The sequence below is a fragment of the Streptomyces sennicomposti genome, from assembly GCF_019890635.1.
Taxonomy (GTDB): Bacteria; Actinomycetota; Actinomycetes; order Streptomycetales; family Streptomycetaceae; genus Streptomyces; species Streptomyces sennicomposti.
The window spans coordinates 1-24,646 of the sequence record NZ_JAIOAB010000081.1 but is presented as its reverse complement, the minus strand read 5'-3'; the positions used below and the strand labels follow the sequence as shown (position 1 = coordinate 24,646).

23 protein-coding genes are annotated in these 24,646 nt (G+C 75.5%); 13 read left to right on the top strand and 10 right to left on the bottom strand.

From position 1 onward, the window contains the following. The 4 genes from K7787_RS29225 to K7787_RS29210 form a co-directional block, all read left to right on the top strand. On the top strand, positions 1–745 hold a 745-nt coding region (locus tag K7787_RS29225), incomplete at its 5' end, for an MFS transporter (protein WP_372456702.1). Between the two features lie 106 nt (positions 746–851). Continuing rightward, the gene (locus K7787_RS29220) at positions 852–1,328 is read left to right on the top strand and encodes a hypothetical protein (RefSeq protein ID WP_019985849.1); all 477 of its coding nucleotides are present in this window, start codon (positions 852–854) and stop codon (positions 1,326–1,328) included. 119 nt (positions 1,329–1,447) lie between these two features. Further along, positions 1,448–2,173: a futalosine hydrolase gene (locus K7787_RS29215; protein ID WP_223003482.1), complete on the top strand. Its 726-nt coding sequence runs from the start codon at positions 1,448–1,450 to the stop codon at positions 2,171–2,173. After that, complete coding sequence (locus K7787_RS29210) at positions 2,136–3,038, top strand: 1,4-dihydroxy-6-naphtoate synthase (RefSeq protein ID WP_247721397.1); 903 nt, start codon at positions 2,136–2,138, stop codon at positions 3,036–3,038. The genes K7787_RS29215 and K7787_RS29210 overlap by 38 nt, the downstream gene beginning before the upstream one ends. Positions 3,039–3,261: 223 nt before the next feature. Here K7787_RS29210 and K7787_RS32190 read toward each other — a convergent pair whose 3' ends face one another. After that, a complete protein-coding gene (locus tag K7787_RS32190; protein WP_009189245.1) occupies positions 3,262–3,645 on the bottom strand; it encodes a cold-shock protein in 384 nt (127 codons plus the stop codon). Between the two features lie 166 nt (positions 3,646–3,811). Between K7787_RS32190 and K7787_RS29200 the strand changes: the two genes are divergently transcribed. Next, on the top strand, positions 3,812–4,063 hold the full coding sequence (locus tag K7787_RS29200; RefSeq protein WP_009189246.1) for a hypothetical protein: 252 nt from the start codon (positions 3,812–3,814) through the stop codon (positions 4,061–4,063). Here the strand turns inward: K7787_RS29200 and K7787_RS29195 are convergent. Next, a complete protein-coding gene (locus K7787_RS29195; RefSeq protein WP_164389160.1) occupies positions 4,039–4,737 on the bottom strand; it encodes an HAD family hydrolase in 699 nt (232 codons plus the stop codon). The genes K7787_RS29200 and K7787_RS29195 overlap by 25 nt on opposite strands. Before the next feature lie 382 nt (positions 4,738–5,119). Then, positions 5,120–6,202, bottom strand: a complete 1,083-nt coding sequence (locus tag K7787_RS29190; protein WP_223003481.1) for a hypothetical protein — start codon at positions 6,200–6,202, stop codon at positions 5,120–5,122. A 391-nt stretch (positions 6,203–6,593) separates the two neighbouring features. Between K7787_RS29190 and K7787_RS29185 the strand changes: the two genes are divergently transcribed. After that, the gene (locus K7787_RS29185) at positions 6,594–9,332 is read left to right on the top strand and encodes a helicase C-terminal domain-containing protein (protein WP_223003480.1); all 2,739 of its coding nucleotides are present in this window, start codon (positions 6,594–6,596) and stop codon (positions 9,330–9,332) included. A 67-nt stretch (positions 9,333–9,399) separates the two neighbouring features. Then, positions 9,400–11,046: a DNA repair helicase XPB gene (locus K7787_RS29180; protein WP_009189250.1), complete on the top strand. Its 1,647-nt coding sequence runs from the start codon at positions 9,400–9,402 to the stop codon at positions 11,044–11,046. On the opposite strand, the gene K7787_RS29175 is transcribed toward K7787_RS29180, so the two are convergent. Both K7787_RS29175 and K7787_RS29170 read right to left on the bottom strand, forming a co-directional pair. After that, on the bottom strand, positions 11,009–12,190 hold the full coding sequence (locus K7787_RS29175) for a glycosyltransferase 87 family protein (RefSeq protein WP_223003479.1): 1,182 nt from the start codon (positions 12,188–12,190) through the stop codon (positions 11,009–11,011). The two genes, K7787_RS29180 and K7787_RS29175, sit on opposite strands and share 38 nt — an antisense overlap. Positions 12,191–12,207: 17 nt before the next feature. Continuing rightward, positions 12,208–12,390: a hypothetical protein gene (locus tag K7787_RS29170; RefSeq protein ID WP_019985841.1), complete on the bottom strand. Its 183-nt coding sequence runs from the start codon at positions 12,388–12,390 to the stop codon at positions 12,208–12,210. Positions 12,391–12,888: 498 nt separating this feature from the next. Between K7787_RS29170 and K7787_RS29165 the strand changes: the two genes are divergently transcribed. After that, a complete protein-coding gene (locus tag K7787_RS29165; RefSeq protein WP_223003484.1) occupies positions 12,889–14,904 on the top strand; it encodes a UvrD-helicase domain-containing protein in 2,016 nt (671 codons plus the stop codon). A gap of 109 nt (positions 14,905–15,013) precedes the next feature. Here K7787_RS29165 and K7787_RS29160 read toward each other — a convergent pair whose 3' ends face one another. Beyond that, positions 15,014–15,736, bottom strand: coding sequence for a copper homeostasis protein CutC (locus K7787_RS29160; protein ID WP_043260975.1), 723 nt, complete (start codon positions 15,734–15,736; stop codon positions 15,014–15,016). Between the two features lie 151 nt (positions 15,737–15,887). Further along, positions 15,888–16,562 (bottom strand): maleylpyruvate isomerase family mycothiol-dependent enzyme, encoded by a 675-nt coding sequence (locus K7787_RS29155; RefSeq protein WP_223003478.1) that lies wholly within the window; start codon positions 16,560–16,562, stop codon positions 15,888–15,890. A 59-nt stretch (positions 16,563–16,621) separates the two neighbouring features. On the opposite strand from K7787_RS29155, the gene K7787_RS29150 reads away from it, so the two are divergent. Continuing rightward, positions 16,622–17,275 carry an HD domain-containing protein gene (locus K7787_RS29150; RefSeq protein ID WP_223003477.1) on the top strand — a complete coding sequence of 218 codons (654 nt, stop codon included), beginning with the start codon at positions 16,622–16,624 and terminating at the stop codon, positions 17,273–17,275. Between the two features lie 52 nt (positions 17,276–17,327). Next, positions 17,328–18,371, top strand: coding sequence for a GNAT family N-acetyltransferase (locus tag K7787_RS29145; RefSeq protein ID WP_223003483.1), 1,044 nt, complete (start codon positions 17,328–17,330; stop codon positions 18,369–18,371). 123 nt (positions 18,372–18,494) lie between these two features. On the opposite strand, the gene K7787_RS29140 is transcribed toward K7787_RS29145, so the two are convergent. Beyond that, complete coding sequence (locus K7787_RS29140) at positions 18,495–18,767, bottom strand: DUF4031 domain-containing protein (RefSeq protein ID WP_009189258.1); 273 nt, start codon at positions 18,765–18,767, stop codon at positions 18,495–18,497. 109 nt (positions 18,768–18,876) lie between these two features. Continuing rightward, positions 18,877–19,263 (bottom strand): DUF8819 family protein, encoded by a 387-nt coding sequence (locus tag K7787_RS29135; RefSeq protein WP_019982605.1) that lies wholly within the window; start codon positions 19,261–19,263, stop codon positions 18,877–18,879. A 57-nt stretch (positions 19,264–19,320) separates the two neighbouring features. Here K7787_RS29135 and K7787_RS29130 point away from each other — a divergent pair, with 57 nt between their 5' ends. The 3 genes from K7787_RS29130 (at position 19,321) to K7787_RS29120 (ending at position 22,515) form a co-directional block, all read left to right on the top strand. Further along, a complete protein-coding gene (locus K7787_RS29130; RefSeq protein ID WP_043260977.1) occupies positions 19,321–20,274 on the top strand; it encodes a MurR/RpiR family transcriptional regulator in 954 nt (317 codons plus the stop codon). Between the two features lie 554 nt (positions 20,275–20,828). Beyond that, positions 20,829–21,764 carry an N-acetylmuramic acid 6-phosphate etherase gene (gene murQ / locus K7787_RS29125; RefSeq protein ID WP_223003476.1) on the top strand — a complete coding sequence of 312 codons (936 nt, stop codon included), beginning with the start codon at positions 20,829–20,831 and terminating at the stop codon, positions 21,762–21,764. 190 nt (positions 21,765–21,954) lie between these two features. After that, the gene (locus K7787_RS29120) at positions 21,955–22,515 is read left to right on the top strand and encodes a hypothetical protein (RefSeq protein WP_223003475.1); all 561 of its coding nucleotides are present in this window, start codon (positions 21,955–21,957) and stop codon (positions 22,513–22,515) included. 39 nt (positions 22,516–22,554) lie between these two features. Here K7787_RS29120 and K7787_RS29115 read toward each other — a convergent pair whose 3' ends face one another. After that, entirely contained in the window at positions 22,555–24,027 is a 1,473-nt protein-coding gene (locus K7787_RS29115) for an MFS transporter (RefSeq protein ID WP_223003474.1), read from the bottom strand. Positions 24,028–24,646 lie beyond the last annotated feature (619 nt).

The following is a 24,646-nucleotide window of genomic DNA, read 5'->3' as shown; positions in this document are numbered from 1 at the left end:
GCGGCCCGGAGCGGCACCCGGGCGACCCTGGGCCGCGCCCAGGCACCCCGGGACGGCGCACGAGCGGATCGACGCACCGACCGAGCCGCACGAGGCACCGACCGAGCCGCGCGAGGCGCCCGCCGTCCCGGCCAAGCGGCCCGGGCTGCGTACCGTCGGCCCGGCCGTCACCCATGCCCTGGCCGCGAACGCCGCGCTGCGCTGTCTGTCCGGGTTTCTGATCTTCTTCCTCGCTTTCCTGCTGCGGGAGCACCCGCTGGCCGGGCAGAGCGCGGCCGTCTCGCTCGGGATGGTGGGCGTCGCGGCCGGCGCGGGCAACGCGCTGGGCACCGCGGTCGGGGCGTGGCTGCGCTCGCGCGCTCCGGAGATCATCGTCGTGACGGTCGTCGCGATCGCGCTGGGCGCGGCGGTCGCGGCGGCGGCCCTGTTCGGCACGGTGCTGGTGACGTGCCTGGCGGCGGTCGCCGGGTTCGGGCAGGCGCTGGCCAAGCTGTCCCTGGACGCGCTGATCCAGCGGGACGTGCCGGAGGGGGTGCGCACATCGGCGTTCGCCCGCTCGGAGACGCTGCTCCAGATGGCCTGGGTGCTCGGCGGCGCGATCGGCATCGTGCTGCCGCTGAACGGAGTGCTGGGCATGGCGGTCGGCGCGGCGATCGTCGCCACGGGCTGGCTGAGCACCGTACGCGGTCTGCTGGCCTCCTCCCGCCACCCCGGCCCGCCGTGCCGGGACCGCTCCGCGGCCTGATCGCGGGCGTCGGCGGCCTCGGCCATCGGGATGCCGTCGCCCCCTCGCGCGGCACGCCGCACCCCCGCGTGGGCGGGGGGCTGGACGTGCCCGATAGCCTTCGGCCATGACCTCGCTGCAATCCGCCGTGCGACGCCGCCGCGCCGTCGCCGCCGCCGGCGCCGTTTCCGCCGGACTGCTCGTCCTGACGGCCTGCGACAAGCCGACGCCGATGGCCACGATCACCGCAGGCGACAACTCGGTGCACTCGGAAGCCATCTGCTACAAGGACGGCAAGGACCTGGCGGCCGCCGACCTGACCAAGTGCCTCAAGGACACCTCGGACACCGAGACGATCAAGGTCGACCCCGACGACACCGTCCGCTTCGGCGTCGATCCCAAGATCGCCGACGAGGGCTGGACGATCCTGATGAACGGCCAGCAGCTCACCGACTCCAGCACGAAGACGTACCGCACCATCCCGGGCAGCGTCTTCTTCAACGCCCAGTACGGAGCCACCGGCGACTCCACGACGGTCTCCATCAAGGAGGGCGACAAGACCACGAAGGGCGTGTGGACCTTCAAGCTGCAGAAGGACTCCTGACCACGTCCCCCGTGCCGTCCGGGCCCGCGGCGCACTCCGCGTCCGCGGGACCTGCCGTGTCCGCAGGGCCTGCCGTGTCCGCGGCGGCTGCCGCGTCGTCCGCGGGACCTTCCGCGCGCGTGCTCGTCGCCACCGCGGTCCCCGTCGAACGGGACGCGGTGGCACAGGCGTTCGACGGCCCGGTGCGCGAGCTGCCGCTGCCCGGCACGACCCTGCACCGCGTCGCCGGCTGCGATCTGATCGCCGCCGGCGTCGGCCCCGCCCTCGCCGCCGCCTCCACCGCCGCCGCGCTCACCGCGGCCGCGCTCGGCGGCACGCCGTACGACCTCGTCGTGTCGGCCGGCATCGCGGGCGGTTTCGCGCCCGGCGCGCCGGTCGGCTCGCTCGTCGTCGCCGACGAGATCACCGCCGCCGACCTCGGCGCCGAGACCGGCGACGGGTTCCTGACGGTGACCGAACTCGGCTTCGGCACCGCCGCCCACCGTCCCCCCGAATCACTCGTACGGGCTACCGCCGCCGCGACCGGCGCGGCGATCGGCGCCGCGCTGACCGTGTCCACCGTGACCGGCACCGCCGCCCGCGCCGCCGCCCTGCGCGAGCGCCACCCCCGCGCCCTCACCGAGGCGATGGAGGGCTTCGGCGTCGCCGAGGCCGCCGCCGCGCACCGCGTCCCCGTGCTGGAGCTGCGCGCGGTCTCCAACCCGGTCGGGCCGCGCGACCGCGCCGCCTGGCGCATCGGCGACGCCCTCGTCGCCCTCACCGAGGGGTTCGGGAAGCTCGCCCCCGTACTGGAGAGTTGGAACCCGCATGAGCCAGTCGCATCCCATCAGCCAGTCACACCCTGAGACGTCCGCCGGGCACGGCCTGCCCGACCCGCTGCGGATCGCCTACTCGCCCTGCCCGAACGACACGTTCGTCTTCGACGCCCTCGCCCACGGCCGCGTGCCGGACGCGCCCGCGCTCGACGTCACCTTCGCCGACATCGACATCACCAACGGCATGGCCGAGCGCGGCGAGTTCGACGTGCTGAAGGTGTCGTACGCGGTGCTGCCCTACGTCCTCGGCGACTACGCGCTGCTGCCGTGCGGCGGCGCGCTGGGGCGCGGCTGCGGGCCGCTGGTGCTGACCAGGGAGGCGGACGCCGACCTGACGGGCCGTACGGTCGCGGTGCCGAGCGAGACGTCGACGGCGTACCTGCTGTTCCGGCTGTGGGCCGCGGACACCGTGCCGGGCGGGGTCGGGGAGATCGTGGTGATGCCGTTCCACGAGATCATGCCGGCCGTGCGGGACGGCAAGGTGGACGCCGGTCTGGTGATCCACGAGGCCCGCTTCACCTACCAGGACTACGGGCTGCACAAGCTCGCCGACATGGGCGAGCACTGGGAGGCCACCACCGGGCTGCCGATCCCGCTCGGCGCGATCATCGCCCGGCGGTCGCTGGGGAGCGCGGCGCTTCAACGGCTCGCGGAGGCGGTCCGGGCGTCGGTGCGCGCCGCGTGGGCCGACCCCGAGGCGTCCCGGCCCTACGTCATGGCCCACGCGCAGGAGATGGACCCGGCCGTCGCCGACCAGCACATCGGGCTGTACGTCAACGAGTTCACCGCCGACCTCGGCGAGGACGGCTACGCGGCGATCCGCGGGCTGCTCACGCGGGCGGCGGCCGAAGGACTCGTACCGGCCCTCGCCCCGGACGCGCTCGCCTTCCCCTGACGCGCTCGCCCTCCCTGACGCGCTCGCCCTCCCCTGACACGCTCGCCCTCCCTGACGCGGGAGCGGCGTCTTCTCCTGATGGGGGAGGCGGCTCCCCTGACACGGTGATGGGGGGGAGGCGGCTTCCCTGACACGGCGGTGCGGCGCCTTCCCCGGCGTGGGGCGGCGCCGCACGGCCACCCGGTCCGCCGCGGCGGCCGGGCTCCAGCTTCCGGTACCGCGGCTATACGTCCAGCTGGTCGGCGACCGCGCGCAGCAGCGTGGCGACCTTCTTGCTGTAGGCCTTGTCGGGGTAGCGGCCGCGGTTGAGGGTCTGGCCGACGTCGTCCAGCAGCGTGGTCAGATCCTGCACGATGGGCAGCAGCTCGTCCGGCTTCTTGCGCTGGGCCGCCGCCACCGACGGGGTCGGCTCCAGCAGGGTGACCGACAGGGCCTGGTCGCCGCGCTGTCCGGCGACCACGCCGAACTCCACTCGCTGGCCCGGCTTGAGCGCGTCCACTCCGGCGGGCAGGACCGAGGAATGGACGAAGACGTCGCCGCCGTCGTCGCGGGAGAGGAAGCCGAAGCCCTTCTCGCTGTTGAACCACTTGACCTTGCCGGTAGGCACGTCTGTCCTCGTCCTCGTACTCGTCGGGAAACTGCTTCTGAAAACGGCTCTGGATAGCACGCGGGCGGGTCGCGCCCGGACCCGCCGGTACCCAGGCTAATGGTCTTGGGGCGGCTGACAAGACGTCGCCCGGTCGTTCCCTCGCGCTGGGAACTACCCTGGTCCGGTGCGTGACAAAACCCAAACGAATTCCGCCGCGCCGGGCGACGGGCTGATCCGTGCCGGCGCCATCGTGTTCTTCCTCGGCACGGTGGCCACCATGGTCACGGTGGCGCCGCTGTTCCTCGGGGCGAAGCCTTTTCCCACCTACATGTTCGGGCTGAGCATGCTGATGGCCGTCGGCTTCCTCATCGCCGGGGCCGGAGTACTGCGGTCGATCGCCGCCGGGCGGCGTCAGGCGCGGGGCGAAGCGGGGTAGGACGCGGAGGGGCGGGAAGCGGGGCGGTCCGAGTCCGTCCCCGCTTTTTCGGCCGAAAAGGCCTGACCGTAGTCCGAAAACCAATTCGGGAACTCGGTCAGATCCGAGAGGACCACATCGGCGCCGGCCGCGCGGAGTTCCTTCTCGTCGCAGGGGCCGGTGGCCACCGCGACGGAGAGGGCGCCGGCCGCGCGGGCGCCGCGTACGTCGCCCACGTGGTCGCCGACGTACACCTGTGCGCCGTGCGCGCGCAGCGCCTCGGCCTTCTGCTCGGCCCACAGTCCGCCGACGACGGCGTCCGGGGCGATGCCCAGGTGCTCCAGGTGGAGGCGGGCGTTCGGCTCGTACTTGGCGGTCACGACGAGCGACCGTCCGCCGGCCCGCCGCACCGCCTCGACGGCCTCTCGGGCGCCGGTGAGGGCGGGGGTGGCGGCGACGGCGTACTCCGGGTACATCGCGCGGTACAGGTCGGCGACGGCCTCGACGCGCTCGGCCGGGAACCAGTTGACCAGCTCCTCGTGGAGCGGCGGCCCCAGCCGGGTGACCGCCAGATCGGCGTCGATGTACGTCCCGGTCCGCTCGGCCAGCGCCAGATAGCAGGCGCGGATGCCGGGGCGCGAGTCGATGAGGGTCATGTCGAGATCGAACCCGACGGTCAGCGCACGAGAAGTCATATGCGCCATTGTGCCGAGGGGACCGGCCGGACATCCGCCCGGCCCGTACGAGGCGCGGCCACCTCGAACCGGGGCCACCGCATGCCGACGCCGGGTGGCCACCGCATGCCGACGCCGGGTGGCCACCGCATGCCGATGCCGGTGGCCGCGTGCGCGGACGGCCGCCCAGTCCGCGTACACAGGCGCCCCACCTCGACCGAGGGGCGTGCACACGCCGCCCGGCGATCACCCCACGCCCGGCCGCGTGAGCGGGCGGCCGGGCGGGCGTTTCGGCCGGAGCGGGCGTTTCGGCCGGGGCGGGCGTTTCGGCCGGGGCGAGCGCGTAGCCGGGCGGGCGTTTCGGCCGGGCGGGCGTTTCCGCCGGGGCGGGGCGCCCCGGTCGTCATCGGTGGCGTTGGGAGCGCCAGAGGAGGAACAGGGCCGAGAGGACGGCTGCCGTGCGGATCGTCCAGGGCCAGGTCTGGGTGATGGCCTCGTTCATGTGGCCCTGGGCGATGGGGTCGCCCCAGCGGCCCTTGTCGCGGCCCCACAGCCAGGCGAAACCCGCCGCGAGGGCCAGGCCGGGCATGCCCATGACCGCCCACTTGGTCTCCGCCGGGGTCAGCCGCCGCGAACCGTAGGCGATGACCCAGCCGAGGAGCAGCGCGAACCAGTTGCCGAGCACCGCGCCCGCGACAAGCAGCAGGGCGGCGAGCAGGAGCAGCGGGTTGCTCCACCTGGCGCGCGCCGCCTTCGCCTCGGCCGCGCGGCGGGGCGGCAGCAGGCCGAAGCGTCTGCGGGCGGGGGCCGGCGCCGGCTCGGCCTCCGCCGCCGGGGCCCCGGCGGCGGGCGCCGGTTCCGCCGGCTTCGGGGGCTGCTTGGGCGGCGGGGCCTTGAGGAGGTCGGCGATCTCCACGCCGCCGACGAAACCGGGCACGTCGTCGCCGATCCCGAACGGGCTGCCGCCGTCCGTACGCCACCAGTCCGCCGCGCTGCCGAGCTGGTCGGCGGTCGCCAGATGCGGGGGGAGGCTGCCGCCGGCGGACGGCGGCGGGGCCGCCGGCTCCGCCTCGGGCCGCTCGGGGCGCGGCCGGGGCACGATCCGGCGCAGCCCCCGGGTGCGCGCGGGGCGCTCCCCGGGCCCGTCCGAAGACTCCGCCGCGTCCTTCGGCTTCGCCGCCGGGGCCTTCGGCTCCCGCTGCACGGGTACGGCCGGGGCCGGGACCCGCGTCCCCGGCGGACCGGCGGAACCCGCACCGGAGCCGCCCGCCGCCGCGACGATCTCGTCGGGGCTGCCCAGCCGGTCGATGATGCGGCGCACGGCCGCGGGACTGTCCACGGCCGCCTTCGCCCGGCGCCGGTCGATCTCGTTGCGCAGCTCGGAGACGAGGCGCATACGGGTGGCCGAGGGCAGTTGCTGTTGCTGCGCCACGTCCCCGACGCGGCTCAGATACTCGTAGACGACCTGGTCGCTCTCGATCCCCACGAACCCCTCCGGGGCGGCTGGCCGATGACCCCGTCGCACGACGTTACCGCGTACGGCCCACCCCCCGAAGCGCCCCGCGCCGCCACCCCCGGAACCGGCACCGCGCACGCCACCGCCCCGCCCCCGCCGCGCGTCCGTGCGGCCACCGGACGCGACCGCCGCACGCGCCGCCGCGCGGCGGGGAGGCGGGGCCGCCCCGTGGCGGGGGGTGGGAGTGCGGGCGGGTGCCCGTGGCGCCGGAGGCGGAGGGCGGGTGGCGGGAGGGCGCGTTCGCGCCCCCCGCGCCGGAGGCGGAGCGCGGGCCGCTCGGCGGAATCCACGGCTCCGCGCGCGGGTCCGGGCCCGTCGCGGACGTGTCCCGAGGGCCGTCCCACCCGCTACCGTGGGCCGGATGAGCGGTGATGAGAAAGCGGCGGCGGCTCCTCGATCGCTGGCGGAGGCGCTGCGTCAGCGCGACGACGCCTCGCTGGCGGCACTGCTGCGCGCCCGCCCCGACCTCATCACCCCCGTCCCGACCGACCTCACCCAGCTCGCGACCCGGGCCGGCACCCGGGCCTCGGTGGTGCGCGCGCTGGAGCGGCTGGACCGGTTCGCGCTGCAGACCGCGGAGGCGCTGGCGGTGGCCGGCGACCCGGCGTCGTACGGCGAACTGCTCGGCCTGATGGCCGGGGACGACGGCGACCCGGAGGTCGCCGCCGCGCTGCCCCGCGCGCTGGGCGCCCTGCGCGAACGGGCCCTGGTCTGGGGCGCGGACGACCGGCTGCGCCTGGTGCGCACCGCCCGCGAACTGCTCGCGCCGTCCCCGCAGCACCCCTCGCCGACCGGGCTCGGCCCGACCGTGCAGGAGGCCACCGCGGGCATGTCGCCGGGCCGCATCCAGGAGATCGTGGCCGCCGTCGGACTGCCCTCCACCCACGACTCGGTCTCCGCCGTCGCCTCCCTCACCGCCCTGTTCACCGACCGCGAGCGGATGTCCGCGCTCCTCGCCGACGTGCCGGCCGGCTCCCTGGAGGTGCTCGACCGCCTCGTGTGGGGACCGCCGTACGGCCAGGTCACCGCCGATCCCGCGCCCCGGCTGCGGCTGCTGCTCGACCGGGGACTGCTGCTGCCCACCGCGCCCGGCACCGTCGTCCTGCCCCGCGAGGTCGCCCTCCACCTGCGGGCCGGCCGCGCGCACCGCGCGCCCGAGCCGGTGCCGCCCGCCGTCACGGCGAGCGCCACGCACACCGCGCGGGTGGTGGACGCGACGGCGGCCGGGCAGGCGTACACCGCGCTCGCCACCGTCGAGGAACTGCTGAAGGACTGGGACGAGGGCGGCCCGAACGTGCTGCGCGCGGGCGGCCTCAGCGTCCGCGACCTCAAGCGCACCGCCGTCGCCCTGGACGTGCCCGAGCCGGTGGCCGCGTTCTGGGTGGAGCTGGCGTACGCGGCCGGGCTGCTGGCCTCCGACGGCGAGGTGGACGAGCGGTACGCGGCGACCCCGGCGTACGACGAGTGGCTGGAGCTGCCCCCGGCCGACCGCTGGGCGCGGCTGGCGCAGGCCTGGCTCACGGCCACCCGTACGCCGGGGGTGGTCGGCGACCGGGACGCCAAGGACCGCACGCTGTCCGCGCTCGGCCCGGGCCTGGACCGCTCGGCCGCCCCGGAGGTACGCCACCGGGTGCTGGCCCTGCTCGCCGCTCTGCCCGAGGGCGCCGCGCCGGACGCCGAGTCGGTGCTGGCCCGGCTGCGCTGGGAGAGGCCCCTGCGCGGACCGCAGCGGACGGGCGACCACGATCTGCGCACCCGGCTGGCCCGCTGGACGCTGTCCGAGGCGGAACTCCTCGGCGTCACCGGCCGCGGCGCGCTGTCCGCGCACGGGCGGGCGCTGCTGGGGGCGGGAGCGAGTGCGGGGGCGAGTGCGGCCGGACCGGCCGCCCCGGGCACGGGCGCGGGTACGGACGCGGGCGCGGCTTCCGGCGCGGACGCGGGCCGCCCCGGTCCCGACGGCCTGACGGCCCCCGGTCCGGGCGACAAGCTCCCCGTCCACAAGCACCACCCCCACCCCCCCCACCCCCCCACCGCCGAACCCCTGCACGACCCCGCGCCCGTACCCGCACCCCCGCCCCCCACCGCGCCCCCACACGACCCGACCCCCGCCCCCGCTCCCCTCTCCCCCGCCGAGCAGGCCACCGCCACGGCCGCCGCCGCCCGGCTGCTCGCCCCGCTGCTGCCCGAGCCGCTGGACCATGTGCTGCTCCAGGCGGATCTGACGGCGGTGGCGCCCGGCCCGCTGCGCCGCCCGCTGGCGGACATGCTGGGCGTCCTCGCGAACGTCGAGTCCAAGGGCGGCGCGACCGTCTACCGCTTCACCCCGGCCTCCGTACGCCGTGCCCTGGACGCCGGCCGCAGCGCCGCCGACCTGCACGCCTTCCTCACCGAGCACTCCCGTACGCCGGTGCCGCAGCCGCTGGCGTACCTGATCGACGACGTGGCCCGCAAGCACGGGCACCTGCGGGTGGGCGCGGCGTCGGCGTACGTGCGCTGCGACGACGACGCGCTGCTCAACGAGATCCTCGCCGACAAGCGGTCCGCCGGCCTCGGGCTGCGCCGCCTCGCGCCGACCGTGCTGGCCGCGCAGGCCGATCCGGGCACGCTGCTGGAGGGGCTGCGCGCGATGGGGTACGCGCCGGCCGCCGAGTCCGCCGCCGGCGATGTCGTGATCGCCCGCGCCGACTCCCACCGCACCCCGCCGCGCACCGCGCCGGAGCCGGTCCCGGACGGCCCGCCCGCCCCGGACACCCCCCTGCTGTCGGCGGCGATCCGCGCGATCCGGGCGGGCGACCTGGCCGCCACCGCCCCGCGCAGACCGGCCGCCGCGGACCCGGCGGCCGACGGCGAGCCGCCCCGCACCAGCGCGGCCGAGACGCTGGCCACCGTGCAGGCCGCCGTCCTCACCGGCGAGACCCTGTGGATCGGCTACGTCAACGCCGACGGCGCCGCCAGCCAGCGCGTCATCGCCCCGATCCGCGTCGAGGGCGGCTTCGTGACGGCGTACGACCACACCGCCGACGAGGTCCGCACCTACCCGCTGCACCGGATCACGGGTGTGGCGGAGCTCGCGGAGGAAGCCGCCGCGGACCCGTCGTGAGCGGGCGCCGGTAGGGCACACTGGACGATTGGCCGTGTGGTGCGGCCGAACGGAAAGGGTGCCGCGCGTGAATGGTCCGCTCATCGTCCAGTCAGACAAAACCCTCCTGCTCGAAGTCGACCACGAGCAGGCCGACGACTGCCGTCGCGCCATCGCGCCGTTCGCCGAGCTGGAGCGGGCGCCCGAGCACATCCACACCTACCGGGTGACGCCGCTCGGGCTGTGGAACGCGCGGGCCGCCGGGCACGACGCCGAGCAGGTCGTGGACGCGCTGGTCCAGTACAGCCGCTACCCGGTGCCGCACGCGCTGCTGGTGGACATCGCCGAGACGATGGACCGCTACGGCCGCCTCACCCTCTCCAAGCACCCCGCGCACGGTCTGGTGCTCACCACCACCGACCGGCCGGTGCTGGAGGAGGTGCTGAAGTCCAAGCGGGTCGCCCCGCTGGTCGGCGCGCGCATCGACCCGGACACCGTGGCCGTGCACCCCTCCGAGCGCGGGCAGATCAAGCAGACGCTGCTCAAGCTCGGCTGGCCGGCCGAGGACCTGGCCGGTTACGTGGACGGCGAGGCGCACCCGATCGACCTGCGCGAGGACGGCTGGAAGCTGAGGCCCTACCAGAAGCAGGCCGTGGAGAACTTCTGGCACGGCGGCAGCGGCGTCGTCGTCCTGCCCTGCGGCGCGGGCAAGACGCTGGTCGGCGCGGGCTCGATGGCGCAGGCGAAGTCCACCACCCTGATCCTGGTGACGAACACCGTCTCCGCCCGGCAGTGGAAGCACGAGCTGGTGAAGCGGACCTCGCTGACCGAGGACGAGATCGGCGAGTACAGCGGCACGAAGAAGGAGATCCGCCCGGTCACCATCGCCACCTACCAGGTGCTCACCACCCGCCGCAAAGGCGTCTACCCGCACCTGGAGCTGTTCGACTCCCGCGACTGGGGCCTGATCGTCTACGACGAGGTGCACCTGCTGCCCGCGCCGGTCTTCAAGTTCACCGCCGACCTCCAGGCCCGCCGCCGGCTCGGCCTGACCGCGACGCTGGTGCGCGAGGACGGCCGCGAGTCCGACGTGTTCTCGCTGATCGGGCCGAAGCGGTTCGACGCGCCGTGGAAGGAGATCGAGGCGCAGGGCTACATCGCGCCCGCCGACTGCGTCGAGGTCCGGGTCAACCTCACCGACGCCGAGCGCCTGGCCTACGCCACCGCCGAGACCGAGGAGAAGTACCGCTTCTGCGCGACCACCGCGACCAAGCGGAAGGTCACCGAGGCGATCGTGCGCCGCTTCGCCGGGCAGCAGATCCTCGTCATCGGCCAGTACATCGACCAGCTCGACGAACTCGGCGAACACCTGAACGCCCCGGTCATCAAGGGCGAGACGTCCAACGCCCAGCGCGAGAAGCTGTTCGACGCCTTCCGGGAGGGCGAGATCAACGTCCTCGTGGTCTCCAAGGTCGCCAACTTCTCCATCGACCTGCCGGAGGCCACCGTCGCCGTCCAGGTCTCGGGCACCTTCGGCTCCCGCCAGGAGGAGGCCCAGCGCCTCGGCCGCGTGCTGCGCCCCAAGGCCGACGGCCACCAGGCGCACTTCTACTCGGTGGTCGCCCGCGACACCATCGACCAGGACTTCGCCGCCCACCGCCAGCGCTTCCTGGCCGAACAGGGCTACGCCTACCGGATCATGGACGCGGACGAGCTGCTGGCAGGGGAAGCCTGACCGGGGCCTGCTCCGCCCGCCGCCCCCGCCGCTCCCACGCCGCCCCCGCCAGCAGGGCCAGGGCGAACAAGGGGTAGGGGGAGGCCAGGGGCTGTTGCCACCAGGCGAGGTGGAGGTCGCGGTCGCCGGCCCGGGGGACCAGCCACATCGTGCGGGCGGCGAAGCAGACCAGCGCCGCGGCGGCCCAGGCGCGGCGGCCCTCCGCCAGGAGCACGACGATCAGCGGGACGCACCACACCCAGTGGTGGGACCAGCTGATCGGGGAGACGAGCAGGGCGGTGAGGGCGGTCAGCAGGACGCCCCACCGGTCGTGCGGGGCTCGGCCCGCCAGCCACAGGCCCGTCACCGCCACCGCGAGCGCGGGCAGCAGCCAGGCCGGGCCCGGCGACGGGTCGTGCAGGACGCGGGCGACCAGGCCCTGGAGGGACTGGTCGTCGATGATCCACGTCTTGCCCACCCGGTCGGTGCGGAAGAAGAGGCGGGTCCAGTACGCGACGCTGGCCGCGGGCAGGACCAGGGCGCCCAGGGCGACGGTCCCGGCGAACGCGGCCGTCGCCGTCGCCGCCTCCCTGCCGCGCCCGCGCAGCAGCAGATAGATCAGGAAGAGCCCCGGGGTGAGCTTGATGCCGGTCGCGATGCCGATGGCCGCGCCCCGGCCGCGCGCGCCCGGCGGCCGGGTGAGGTCCCACAGGACCAGGCAGGCCAGGGCGAGGTTGATCTGGCCGTAGCCGAAGGTCTGGAAGACCGGTTCGAGCCAGAGCGCGAGCGCCGTGGCCGCGCAGACGAGGGGGAGGTCCGCCGCCCGGCCCGCGAGGCGGAGGGAGAGCCGGACCAGCCAGGCCAGCAGCAGCGCGTTGGCCGCGCAGAACGCCAGCTTCGCCGCCGGGACGGGCAGCAGCGCGGCCGGCACGAACAGCAGCGCCGCGAACGGCGGGTACGTCGCCGGGAGCCGGCCCTCGGTGACGGTGAAGCCGTACAGGTCGCGGCCGTGCAGGACGGACGCGCCCTCGGCGCGGTAGACCACCGCGTCGGGCATCGGCACCCTGAGGACCGCGAACAGGGTCCCGAGGGCGAGGAAGGAGACGGCCAGGAGGACGTAGGGCGTCGCGGGATGCGACCGGAGGGCCACCGTCCGTTTCGTCACGGGGCGACCCTAGTCGGTCATTTGTGCCGTACGCCCGCTTCCTCGCCGTACTCGCCGAGGATGATCACGTCGAACGCGGCGCCCGCGAACACCTTCACGGCGCGCAGGGCGTCGCCGAGGCGGTGCCGGTGACTGCCCTGGACGGCCGTGGCGCCGGCCGGGCGGGCAGGGGGTGCCGGGTGGAGGGTTGCTGCGCTCATGGTTGCTGCGCTCATGACTCAATGGTGGTCCGGGGACGGTGAGGCGGGCGTCCCCCGCGGAGCCGACCTCATCGCCGTCCGCGTACCCCTCTGGAGGGACGGCACCCCTTGAGCCGGGTGGGTGACGACCCCTAGGGGGCGGCCGGGCGGGGAGCCTTGCCGGGGGCGCGCCGCGGTCGGCCGGGGGGCGGGGCGTGATCGGCCGGGGCGCGGGGCGGGCGTGTGCGGGGCGTCGTAAAAACGGTTGGCCTCCACGGACCCCGGCGACCTAGAATCTCCGCTCTTGCCCGCCTCCCTCACGGAGCGCCGCCGTCCGGACGGAAACCGGGCGGCAGATCCCGCAGCCGTACGGCACAGCCGCACCCGGCCCCGCCGTCAGTCCCGTAGGTACCCGGAGGCACTTCCTTGTCCACGCCCGCCGACGCGTCGCCCGCCCCGGCCGCCGCCGAGCCGCCCGCCCCCGCCCCGGCCGCCGCCGGACCGGTCGACGACAATCCGCTGGTCCGCGAGCGGTCGCACCTCGCCGCCTCCCGGGCCGCGCTGCGGGCCATGCGCGAGGACGTCGAGTCCCTCGACATCCGCGACGTCACCGCGAACTGGGTCAACGCCGAGGTCCTGGCCCGCCAGATCGACGACCGGATCAAGGCGCTGGCCGACCTCAGCGACACCCCGCTGTTCTTCGGCCGCCTCGACTACCTGCACAGCCCGGGCGCGGACCGGGCCGAGGGCGCGGACGGCGAGCGCTTCTACATCGGGCGGCGGCACGTGCACGACGCGGACGGCGACCCCATGGTCATCGACTGGCGCGCACCGGTCTCGCAGCCGTTCTACCGCGCGTCCAAGAAGGACCCGATGGACGTCGGGCTCCGCCGCCGCTTCGGCTACACCGGCGGCGAGCTGACCGCCTACGAGGACGAGCACCTGTCCGACCCGGCCGAGGCCGCCGCCACCAGCAAGCTGCTCCAGCAGGAGATCGAGCGCCCGCGCGTGGGCCCGATGCGCGACATCGTGGCGACCATCCAGCCCGAGCAGGACGAGATCGTCCGCTCCGGACTGTCCGGCACCGTCTGCGTGCAGGGCGGCCCCGGCACCGGGAAGACCGCCGTCGGCCTGCACCGCGTCGCCTATCTGCTGTACGCGCACCGCGAGCGCCTGGCCCGTACGGGCACCCTCGTCATCGGGCCGAACAAGTCCTTCCTGCACTACATCGAGCAGGTGCTGCCCGCGCTCGGCGAGCTGACCGTGCAGCAGGCGACCGTGGACGACCTGGTGGCGCGCGTGGAGGTGCGCGGGACCGACGACGCGGCGGCGGCCGTCGTCAAGGGCGACGCGCGGATGGCCGAGGTGCTGCGGCGGGCGGTGTACGCGCACGTGACGCTGCCCACCGAACCGGTCGTGGTGGTGCGCGGCTCGCGCCGCTGGCGAGTGCCGGCCTACGAACTGGAGGACATCGTCCGGGAGCTGCTGGACCGCGGCATCCGCTACGGCGCGGCCCGCGAGGCCCTGCCGCAGCGCATCGCGCACGCCGTGCTGGTGCAGATGGAGCGGGCCGGGGAGGCCCCGGACGACCGGGTGCAGGACGCGGTCGCCCGCAACACGGCGGTAAAGGCGGCCGTCAAGGCGATCTGGCCGCCGGTCGACCCGGCCAAGCTGGTGCTGCGGCTGCTGACCGACGCGGACTTCCTCGCCGCGCACGCCGAGGGCGTCCTCACCGAGGACGAGCGCGGGACGATCCTGTGGGCCAAGCCGGTACGGTCGGTGAAGTCGGCCAGGTGGTCGGCGGCGGACGCGGTGCTGATCGACGAGGCCGCCGACCTGGTGGAGCGCACGCACTCGCTCGGGCACGTGGTGCTGGACGAGGCGCAGGACCTCTCCCCCATGCAGTACCGGGCGGTCGGGCGGCGCTGCACCACCGGTTCGGCGACCGTGCTGGGCGACCTCGCGCAGGGCACCACCCCGTGGGCGACCCGGACCTGGGAGGAGGCGCTGGCGCACCTGGGCAAGTCCGAGGGGGTCATCGAGGAGCTGACGGCGGGTTTCCGCGTCCCCACGGACGTGATCGCCTACGCCTCCCGGCTGCTGCCGCACATCGCCCCCAACCTGACCCCGGTCGCCTCGGTCCGCGAGAACCCGGGCTTCTTCGAGGTCCGGGCGGGCGGGGGCGACGCGGACGTGGTGGCGGCGTGCGAGGAACTGCTGCGCAACGAGGGCTCGACCGGCCTGATCGCCGCCGACGCCCGCGTGCCCGCGCTCGCCGGGGCGCTGACGGCGGCGGGGCTGCCGTATCTGGCGCCCGGCGAGGAGACGACGGCCGAGACCCGCCTCACCCTGGTCCCGGCCTCGCTCGCCAAGGGCCTGGAGTACGACTACGTGGTCCTGGACGAGCCGCAGGCCGTGGTCGACGGCGAACCCGACGAACGCACCGGCCTGCGCCGCCTCTACGTCTCCCTGACCCGAGCGGTCTCGGGCCTGATCATCACCCACACGGCCCCGCTGCCGCCTCAGCTGGCCTGAGGGAAGCCGTATCGGGGCGCGCCGGGCCGGGGCGCGCGAGGGAAACCCCCTCGGGGCGCGCCGGGCCGGGGCGCGTGGCCCCGGCCGTTCTCCCGCGTGCGGGGCGCCCTTAGACGGCCAGGGTGTGGGCCGTCTCGCCGTTCAGGACCGCGCGCCACTGGGCGACCGAGGCCGTGGAGACCGGGCCGGTCCAGCCGGTGGGGCGGGCCGCGCCGCCGATGTGGAAGGCGTCGATGCCGGCCGCGCGCAGCGCCGCCACATGGTCCAGGCGCAGCCCGCCGCCGACCATGATCTGCGGCTCGTAGCCGGGCTCCCCGCTGCGCGCCGCCTCGGCGAGCAGCGTGGGCAGGCCCTCGTCGACGCCGCCGGCCGCGCCCGCCGTGAGGTAGGTGTCCAGGCCCGGCAGGCCGTCCAGCTGCTTGCGCAGGGCGTCGCGGTCGGCGGCCCGGTCGATGGCCCGGTGGAAGGTCCACCGGCAGCCGTCGAGCGCGTCCACCACCCGTTCCACGGCCGCGAGGTCCGCCGCGCCGTCCGCGTCGAGGAATCCGAGGACGAACTCCTCGGCCCCCGCCTCGCGCAGTTCGCCGACGACCCCGGCCAGCCTGTCCACGCCCCCGGCGCCGCCCGCGGCGAAGCCGTCCGCGAGCCGCACCATCACGCGCAGCGGGATGTCGACGGCGGCGCGGATCCCGGCCACGGTCCCGGCCGACGGGGTCAGCCCGTCGGCCGCCATGTCGGTGACCAGCTCGAGGCGGTCCGCGCCTCCGGCCTGGGCGGCGACCGCGTCCTCGACGTCGAGGGCGATCACCTCCAGGACTGCACGCATGCTCATGGGACCCCTTTCCTCGGTTTCCCCTGGGGCTGACAGGTCTAGTCCAATATCAGGGTACGCCGAGGAGGTCCCCACGGGGGGAACCGGTCCCGGCCGAACCTCTGGCCGAGAGGTTCGGCCACATGCCGGCCGAACATGTCGGCCGAGAGGTTCAGCCGAAGATGTTCAGCTCCCCCGTCTCGGCGCCCGCCAGCTCGTACCCGTCCGCCGGCAGCGGGCGCCCCGAGTACAGCCGGACGAGGGTGGCGGCGTCGCCGATGTAGCGGGCCGGGGTCCGCTCGCCGCTCACGTCGCCGAGCCGCAGCGGCTCGTCCAGGTCGTCCAGATCGGCGTGCACCGGAAGACGCCCCTTCTCCCGGGTGATCCGGGCCAGCAGCGGCAGCGCGTACGCCAGCCCCGGGCCGGCGTACGCGCCCGGCTCGCCGAAGGTCTCGCGCACATCGCCCGCGTGCACCCACTCGCCGAGCGCGACCATGTCCAGCACGCCGTCGCCCGCCGCGATCACCGGGCCGGCCTCGCTCATCCCGCGCTCCAGCTCGTCCACCACCCGCGCGTGCGGCCAGTCGGCCCGCTCGGCGATGTCCCGGTCGTTGGACTCGGGCGAGAACACGCCCCGCTCGAACCGCCCCTCGACCACCCGGATCAGCGCCGCGGAACAGTGCGCCAGCACGTCCCGCACCGTCCACCCCGGACACGCGGCGACCGGCAGCGCGAAGTCCGCCTCCGGCCGCTCCCGCAGCAACGGCACCAGCGCGTCCCGCTCCACGGTCAGCAGCCGCCCGGGCAGTTCGGGGTCCCTCGTCTCGCGCACGTCAACAGAAGTCATCCCCCCACGCTAGGCGCTCGGCTCCCCGAACGGGCGGGTACGACGGGAGAATGGGGCACATGGCCGATCACGCGGATCTCGACACCCTCCGGGCCCGTTTCGCACGCGCCCTCGACAGCGCCCGCGGCCCCGGCGGCGGCCCCGACCCCGCGCCCTACGCCGACGACCTGCTGCGCCGCTGGCAGGAACCGCAGCGGCACTACCACACGCTCACCCACCTCACCGCCGTCCTCGACCACGTCGACGTGCTGGCGGAGTACGCCGCCGACCCCGACGTGGTGCGGCTGGCCGCCTGGTTCCACGACGCCGTCTACCTGCCCGACCGGTCGGAGAACGAGGAGCGCTCCGCCCGCCTCGCCGAACGCGCCCTGCCCGAGGCCGGGGTGGCGGCGGACAAGACCGCCGAGGTGGCCCGCCTGGTCCGCCTCACCGTCACCCACGACCCGGCCGGCGACGACCGCGACGGCCGGGTCCTCAGCGACGCCGACCTCGCGATCCTCGCCGCGCCCCCGTCCGCGTACGCCGCCTACGCCGCCGGCGTCCGCGAGGAGTACCACTTCGTCCCGAACGACCTCTTCCGCACCGGCCGCTCCGACGTGCTGCGCCAACTCCTCGCCCTGCCCCGCCTGTTCCGCACCCCCTACGGCGAACGCCACTGGGAGGCCACCGCCCGCTACAACCTCGCCTCCGAACTGGAAATGCTGTCGCAGTGACGTCCGCCCGCCGCCTACCCTGCGCCCTATGAGCGCATGGGGCGGGGAACAGGTGGAGCGGGCCGTCGCGGACGCGGTGACGGTGCTGCGGACGGCGACGGACCGGGACTGGGACGGCGTACGGGCCGGCCGGCTGGAGTGGAGCTGCCGGCACACCGCCGAGCACATCGCGAGCGATCTCATCGCCTACGCCGGGCAGTTGGCCGGCCGCGCGCAGCACGCCTACGTCCCCTTCGAGATCACCCTCGACGAGGGCGCCGGCAACGCCGACGTGCTGGACGTGATCGAGACGACCGGCGCGCTGCTCGCCGCCGCCGTCCGCACCACCCCGCCGGGCGTACGGGCCTTCCACCCGTACCCCTTCCGCAGCGCCGGCCCCGAGGGCTTCGCGACGATGGGCATCGCCGAGGTGCTGCTGCACACGCACGACATCGCCACCGGCCTGGGCCTGGCCTACGAGCCGCCCGCCGATCTGTGCGAGGGCGTCCTCACCCGCATCTTCCCGCACGTCCGGCCGGGCGAGACCGCCTGGCCCACCCTCCTGTGGGCCACCGGCCGCGGCGAGTTGCCCGGCCGCGCGCCGGTCGCCGAGTGGCGCTGGAGCAACACCCTCGTCGTCCCCGCCGAACGCCTCACCCTGGAGGGCGTCACCCCGGCCGCCGCCCTGGACCTCTCCGCCGGCGGCGACGGCGGCCTCCGGTGGGTCGAGGGCGGCCCCTTCACGGGCACGCGCGAGGCCGCCGGGATGATCACCAAGGCGTACCTCGACGGCGTGCACCGGCCCGAGTGGGGCATGTTCGCGCTGGTGCGCCGCGAGGACGGACGCGCGGTCGGCGCGATCGGCTTCCACGGCGCCCCCGACGAGGACGGCCGCGCCGAGATCGGCTACGACCTCGCCGAGTCGGCCCGCGGCCGGGGCTACGCCACCGAGGCGGTGCGCGCCCTGTCGGCGTGGGCGCTGGCCCGCGACCACGTACGCGCCCTGCTCGCCACGGTCGAGCGGGACAACGTCCCCTCGCAGCGGGTCCTCGCCCGCGCGGGCTTCGTCCAGGTGCCCGACGTGGACGACCTGTTCGCTTACGAGCTGCGGCCGTAGGGCTGCGGCTGCGTCCGGGGCTGGGACTGCGTCCGGGGCTGGGGCCGTAGGGCTGCGGCTGCGGTTGCGTCCGGGGCTGGGGCTGGGGCCTTGGGGGTGCGGCTGCGGTGCCGGGCGCGGGGGTTACGGCCGTCCGTCGCGGCGTTTGCGGCGGCGCAGGCCGGCCGCGTGCAGCAGGCGCACCACCTCGCGGCTGCTGACCTCGACCGCGCCTGCGGCCACCGCGTCCGGGTAGCGGTGCGCGGGCAAGTCGTAGTGGTCGCGGTCGAAGGCGCGCCGGGGCAGCCCCAGTCCGGCGGCGAACAGGTGCAGTTCGGCGTAGGAGACGTCGCTGACGAGGTGCGACCACAGCCGGCCGTGCCCCGGCCAGTTCGCCGGGTCGACGTAGACGGTCACGGCGCCGCCGGGGCCGTACGGGCGACGGCGGCGGCCTCCGCGGTACGGGCGGTCGTCACGAGAGCCGCCGCGTGGGCGACCGTCATGAGGACCGCCGCACGGGTGATCGTCACGAGGACGTCGTCCCGCCCAGGGCGCGGGCCAGGGCGCCCACCGGGGCCACCTTCACGCCCGCCTGTCCGCACACCCAGTGCGGATCGGGGCCGAGTTCCGGCTCGACGTCCAGCGCGTGCGGGTCGCCGTAGCCGCACACCGGGCACAACGGCCAGCGGCCGTACCGCTCCAGGAGCGCGTCCTGCACGTCCTGCGCGATCAGTCCGGCCACGTACCGCGCGCCGTCCGGCCACTGCTCCACCCACCAGCGGCGCTGGGCGACGGAGTCCTCCACGAGCGAGACGACGTCCGCCTTCGCGACCTCGCCCGCGACCAGGTCGGCGAGCACGAGGGCGCGCGCGGCGTGCAGGGCCTGCTCCAGCGGGCTGATGGGGTCTGCCATGCCTCCATTGTGCGCACCTCTTGACCACACCTCCGCCCGGAAAATAGCTTTCATGGTGTGACCCACGACGTGAAGGAAATTTTCGCAGGCTCGGGCACCAGGGGCGCTCCGGGCACCGCGCCGCCCGCGCCCGCCGCCCTCGCGGCCAAGGTGCGCACGCTCGCGCCCTCCATGACCCGTTCCATGCAGCGCGTCGCCGAGGCCGTGGCGGGCGACCCGGCCGGCTGCGCCGCCCTGACCGTCACCGGCCTCGCCGAGCTGACCGGCACCAGCGAGGCGACCGTCGTGCGCACCGCCCGTCTGCTCGGCTATCCGGGCTACCGCGATCTGCGCCTGGCCCTCGCGGGCCTGGCCGCGCAGCAGCAGTCGGGGCGCGCGCCCGCCATAACGACCGACATCGCGGTGGACGACCCCATCGCCGACGTCGTCGCCAAACTCGCCTACGACGAGCAGCAGACCCTCGCCGACACCGCCGCCGGGCTCGACACCGTCCAGCTCGGCGCGGCCGTCGCCGCGCTCGCCGCCGCCCGCCGCACCGACGTCTACGGCATCGGCGCCTCCGGGCTCGTCGCCCAGGACCTCACGCAGAAACTGCTGCGGATAGGGCTGATAGCGCACGCGCACAGCGACCCGCACCTCGCCGTCACCAACGCGGTGCAGCTGCGCGCGGGCGACGTGGCGATCGCGATCACCCACTCGGGCTCGACCGGTGATGTGATCGAACCGCTGCGGGTCGCCTTCGACCGGGGCGCGACCACCGTCGCGATCACCGGCCGCCCCGACGCGCCCGTCACCCAGTACGCCGACCACGTGCTGACCACCTCCACGGCCCGCGAGAGCGAGCTGCGCCCGGCGGCCATGTCCTCCCGCACCAGTCAACTCCTGGTGGTGGACTGCCTGTTCGTGGGCGTGGCGCAACGGACCTACGAGACGGCGGCACCGGCCCTGGCCGCGTCGTACGAGGCACTGGCCCACCGCCACAGCCCACGCGGCGCCGACCGGCGCGCGTAGGCGCGGCGGCGCGGGGGCGCGGGCGGGTCGCCCGGGGGGCGGGTCCTGGGGCGCCCGACGGTCGGGGGCTCCGGGAGCCGGTCCGGCCGGGAGCCGGTGCCCCTGAGCCGTCGCCCCGGAGCCGGAGTCTCCGGCCGGGGGCCGCCTCCGGCCGGGTGGCTCGGGTCGTCGGGGCGGCCCGGGGCGCGGCCGGGCCGGCGGGACTACGTCCGGACGCCGCCTGGTCGCCGCCCGGACGCCCGCCCGGACGGCAAGCGCTGTCCGGGGCGAGCACAGTCAGTCGTACCGGGGCGCTGGGACGCCGGGCGCTGGTACCGGTACCGGTACCGGCGGCTCCCGTACCAGCACCCACACCCGCCCGCACCCGACCCCCGTACACGCCGACGCCGACCCCGTACCCGCGCCCCCGTACCCGCGACCCGCGCCCGCACCCACGACCCGCACCCATCTCCACCCCCGCACCCGCACCCGCACCCTTTCCCACCCCGCACCCGCACCCGCACCCGCATCGCGATCCGTACCGCATCGCCCGCGCACGAAGAGAGCCGTCCCTCATGACCTCCACGCCCCACTACCGAGAGCTGCGTACCGAGCTGGAGACGCTGACGACCGAGGCGTTCCGGCCCGAGCTGGCCGAGATCGACCGGCTGCCCACCCTGGAGATCGCCCGGCTGATGAACGCCGAGGACACCACCGTGCCGCGCGCGGTGGCCGAACGGCTCCCGCAGATCGCCGCCGCGATCGACGCGGTGACCGAGCGGATGGCGCGCGGCGGCCGGCTGATCTACGCGGGCGCGGGCACCGCCGGGCGGCTCGGCGTGCTGGACGCCTCCGAGTGCCCGCCGACCTTCAACACCGACCCCGCGCAGGTCGTCGGCCTGATCGCGGGCGGCCCGCAGGCGATGGTGACCTCGGTGGAGGGCGCCGAGGACTCGCGGGAGCTGGCGGTCGAGGCGCTGGACGCGCTGAAGCTCACCCCGGACGACACGGTGGTCGGCGTCTCCGCCTCGGGCCGCACCCCCTACGCCGTCGGCGCGGTCGAGCACGCCCGCCGCCTGGGCGCGCTGACCGTCGGCCTCGCCTGCAACGAGGGCAGCGCGCTGGCCGCCGCCGCCGAGCACGGGATCGAGGTCGTGGTCGGCCCGGAGCTGCTGACCGGCTCGACCCGGCTGAAGGCCGGCACGGCGCAGAAGCTGGTCCTGAACATGATCTCGACGCTGACGATGATCCGCCTCGGCAAGACGTACGGGAACCTGATGGTCGACGTGCGCGCCTCGAACGAGAAACTGCGCGCCCGCTCCCGCCGGATCGTCGCCCTGGCGACCGGCGCGCCGGACGAGGAGATCGAGCGCGCGCTCACGGCCGCGCACGGCGAGGTGAAGCACGCGATCCTGATCCTGCTGGCCGGAGTGGACGCCCCCACGGCCGGCCGCCTCCTGGAGGAGTCGTCCGGCCACCTGCGGGCCGCCCTCGGCCGAGCGAACGACTGACGGCGGACGGCGGACGGCGGGCATCGGACGGCGGACGGCGGGCCGTCCGAGGACGAGTGGGAGATTCGGGCCACGTACGGGCGGGAAGCCGGCCGGGCCCGTGCCGGATGTGGCCCGGAATTCCCACTCACCCCCGGTCTCCCCCGGCCGCACCCGTCACCGCGTCCGGCGGGCCTACGCTGGGGGGACCATGAACCATGCCCAGCTCACCGCTCTCGGACGCGCCCTCCGGCTCCTCGGCGAGCACGGGGAGGCGCTGTCCGCCGACACGCCCGACGCCAGGCTGCACGAGGTGAAGGGGGATCTACGGCGCGCTCTCGACCTGCTGGAGGAGAGCGTCACGTCGGCCGCCCCCGCCACCCGCTGCCCCGAGCACCCGAACGGCCCGGTGGACACCAGCGCCCCGGACCTGTGCCTGCTGTGCGAGACGCGGCGGCGCGCCGCCCGCCACGGCTCCTACGGCCGGCCGGCCGCCGAGGCCGCCCCCGCGCCGTCCCGCTACGGAGTGCGCGAGGACCGGCCGCAGCCCCAGCAGCGCTGGCTGCCGGAGCTGTGGAACGGGCGGGAGTGGCAGCTGTGCGGGACCCCGCGCCGCGACCGGCGGGAGGCGGAGCTGTTCCTCGCCGCCCAGCGCCGGGCGCCGCGGGCCGCGATCGCCTACCGGCTCGTGCACGAGTTCACCGACTACGAGGTCGTACGGGTCTGGGGCAACCCGGTGCGCGTGGACATCGAGCCGCTGGGGAACATGTAGGCGCCCGGCCCGCCTCTCCCCCTCCCCTCCCCCCCTCCCCTACGCCTTCACGGTGGGCGTCCCCTGCTCGTCCGCGGCGGCGAGCGGGGCGCTCGGGGCGGCGGTCCGCTGGCGCGGGATGAACGAGGCGACGACGAAGCCGAGCAGGGCCGCGCCCGCGCCGAGGGCGAGGACGGTGCGGAAGCCGTTCTCCGAGGGCAGCGCGTAGGGGCCGAACGCGGTGGTCATGTGGGCGAGGACCACACCGGCCACGGCGCTGGCGGTGGAGGTGCCGATGGAGCGCATCAGGGTGTTGAGGCTGTTGGCCGCGCCGGTCTCGGAGGCGGGCACCGCGCCCATGATCAGGGTGGGCATCGCGCCGTAGGTGAAGCCGATGCCGGCGCCGATGACGCAGGACGCCAGCACGAAGTGCCAGAGCTGGTCCATGAGGGCGATGTTGAGGCCGTAGCCGGCGGCGACGATCAGCGCGCCGATCATCAGGGTCACCTTGGGGCCGCGGGTGCGGGAAACGGCCGCCGAGACGGGCGCCACGGCCATCATCACCAGGCCGGAGGGAGCCATGACGAGGCCGGAGACGAGCAGGGACTTGCCGAGGCCGTAGCCGGTCTGGGTGGGCAGCTGGAGCAGCTGCGGGATGACCAGGGACATCGAGAACATCGCGAAGCCGATCGCGATGGAGGCGAGGTTGGTGACGAGGACCTGACGGCGGGCGGTGGTGCGCAGGTCCACCAGCGGCGCCTCGACGCGCAGTTCGAACAAGCCCCAGGCGAGCAGGATCACGACCGCGGCGGCGAACAGGCCGAGCGTGGTGGCGCTGCCCCAGCCCCAGTCGGCGCCCTTGGAGATGGCCAGCAGCAGGCACATCAGGCCCGCCGCCATGCCGGCCGCGCCCACGGCGTCGAACCGGCCGCCCGAGCGCACCTTCGACTCCGGTACCAGGACCAGCACCAGCACCGCGGCGACGACGCCCATGGCGGCGGAGGCCCAGAACAGCACGTGCCAGTCGAAGTTGTCGGCGATGACCGCGGCGGCGGGCAGCCCGAGGGCGCCGCCGACGCCGAGCGAGGCGCTCATCATCGCGGTCGCCGAGCCCAGGCGCTCGGCGGGCAGTTCGTCGCGCATGATGCTGATGCCGAGGGGGATGACGCCGGAGGCGAGGCCCTGGAGGGCGCGGCCGACGATCATCGGCACGAGGGAGTCGCTGAGCGCGGCGGTGGCCGAGCCGATCACCAGCATGGCGAGGCTGACCAGGAGCATGCGGCGCTTGCCGTACATGTCGCCGAGGCGGCCCATGACCGGGGTGGCGACGGCGGCGGCGAGCAGCGTGGCGGTGACGACCCAGGCGGTGTCCGACGCGGCGGCGTGCAGGAGCGTGGGCAGCTCCGCGACGATCGGGATGACGAGGGTCTGCATCAGCGAGACCACGATCCCGCCGAAGGCCAGCACGGCCACGATCGCCTGGGGTCGGGGCGTGGCCTCGGCCGCGGTGGGCCGGGCAGGGGCGTCGGACATGGGGACGACTCCGTCGAGGGCAGGGGTACTTGACTCAGGCAACCATAATCGCAATTGATTGACTTAAGCAAGGGAAGCCCCCTACGGGTGCCCGCCCAGGCGGCGCGCCGGTGGCGCACCTCTACGGGTGCACGTCCAGCGGGACCCCCTACGGGCGCCCGCCCGGCGGCACACCGGCGGGGCATCTCCACGGGCGCACGTCCAGCGGGACCCCCTACGGGTGCCCGCCCGGCGGCACACCGGCGGGGCATCTCCACGGGCGCACGTCCAGCGGGACCCCCTACAGGTGCCCGCCCGGCGGGGCCCCCACGGGTGCCCGCCCGCGGCACACCGACGGTACGCCGGCGGGGCTCCCGCGCGGACCCCGCCGCGCCCCCAGCCGTGCCGCCGCCGGGGGCGCGGCGGAGGAAGCATGGCGGCGGCGGCCGTCACCACCGCCGCCGCCACTGCCCCACCGCAGCCGCCCTGCCACTCAGCCCGCCCCCACCGCACCCCGCCACTCCCCACCGCAGCCGGGCGGGCAGGGCGGGCAGGCCGGGTGAGCCGGGCCCCCCCGGCCCCCCCCCCCCCCGGCCCCCCCCCCCCCCCCCCCCCCCCCCCCCCCCCCCCCGCCCCGCCC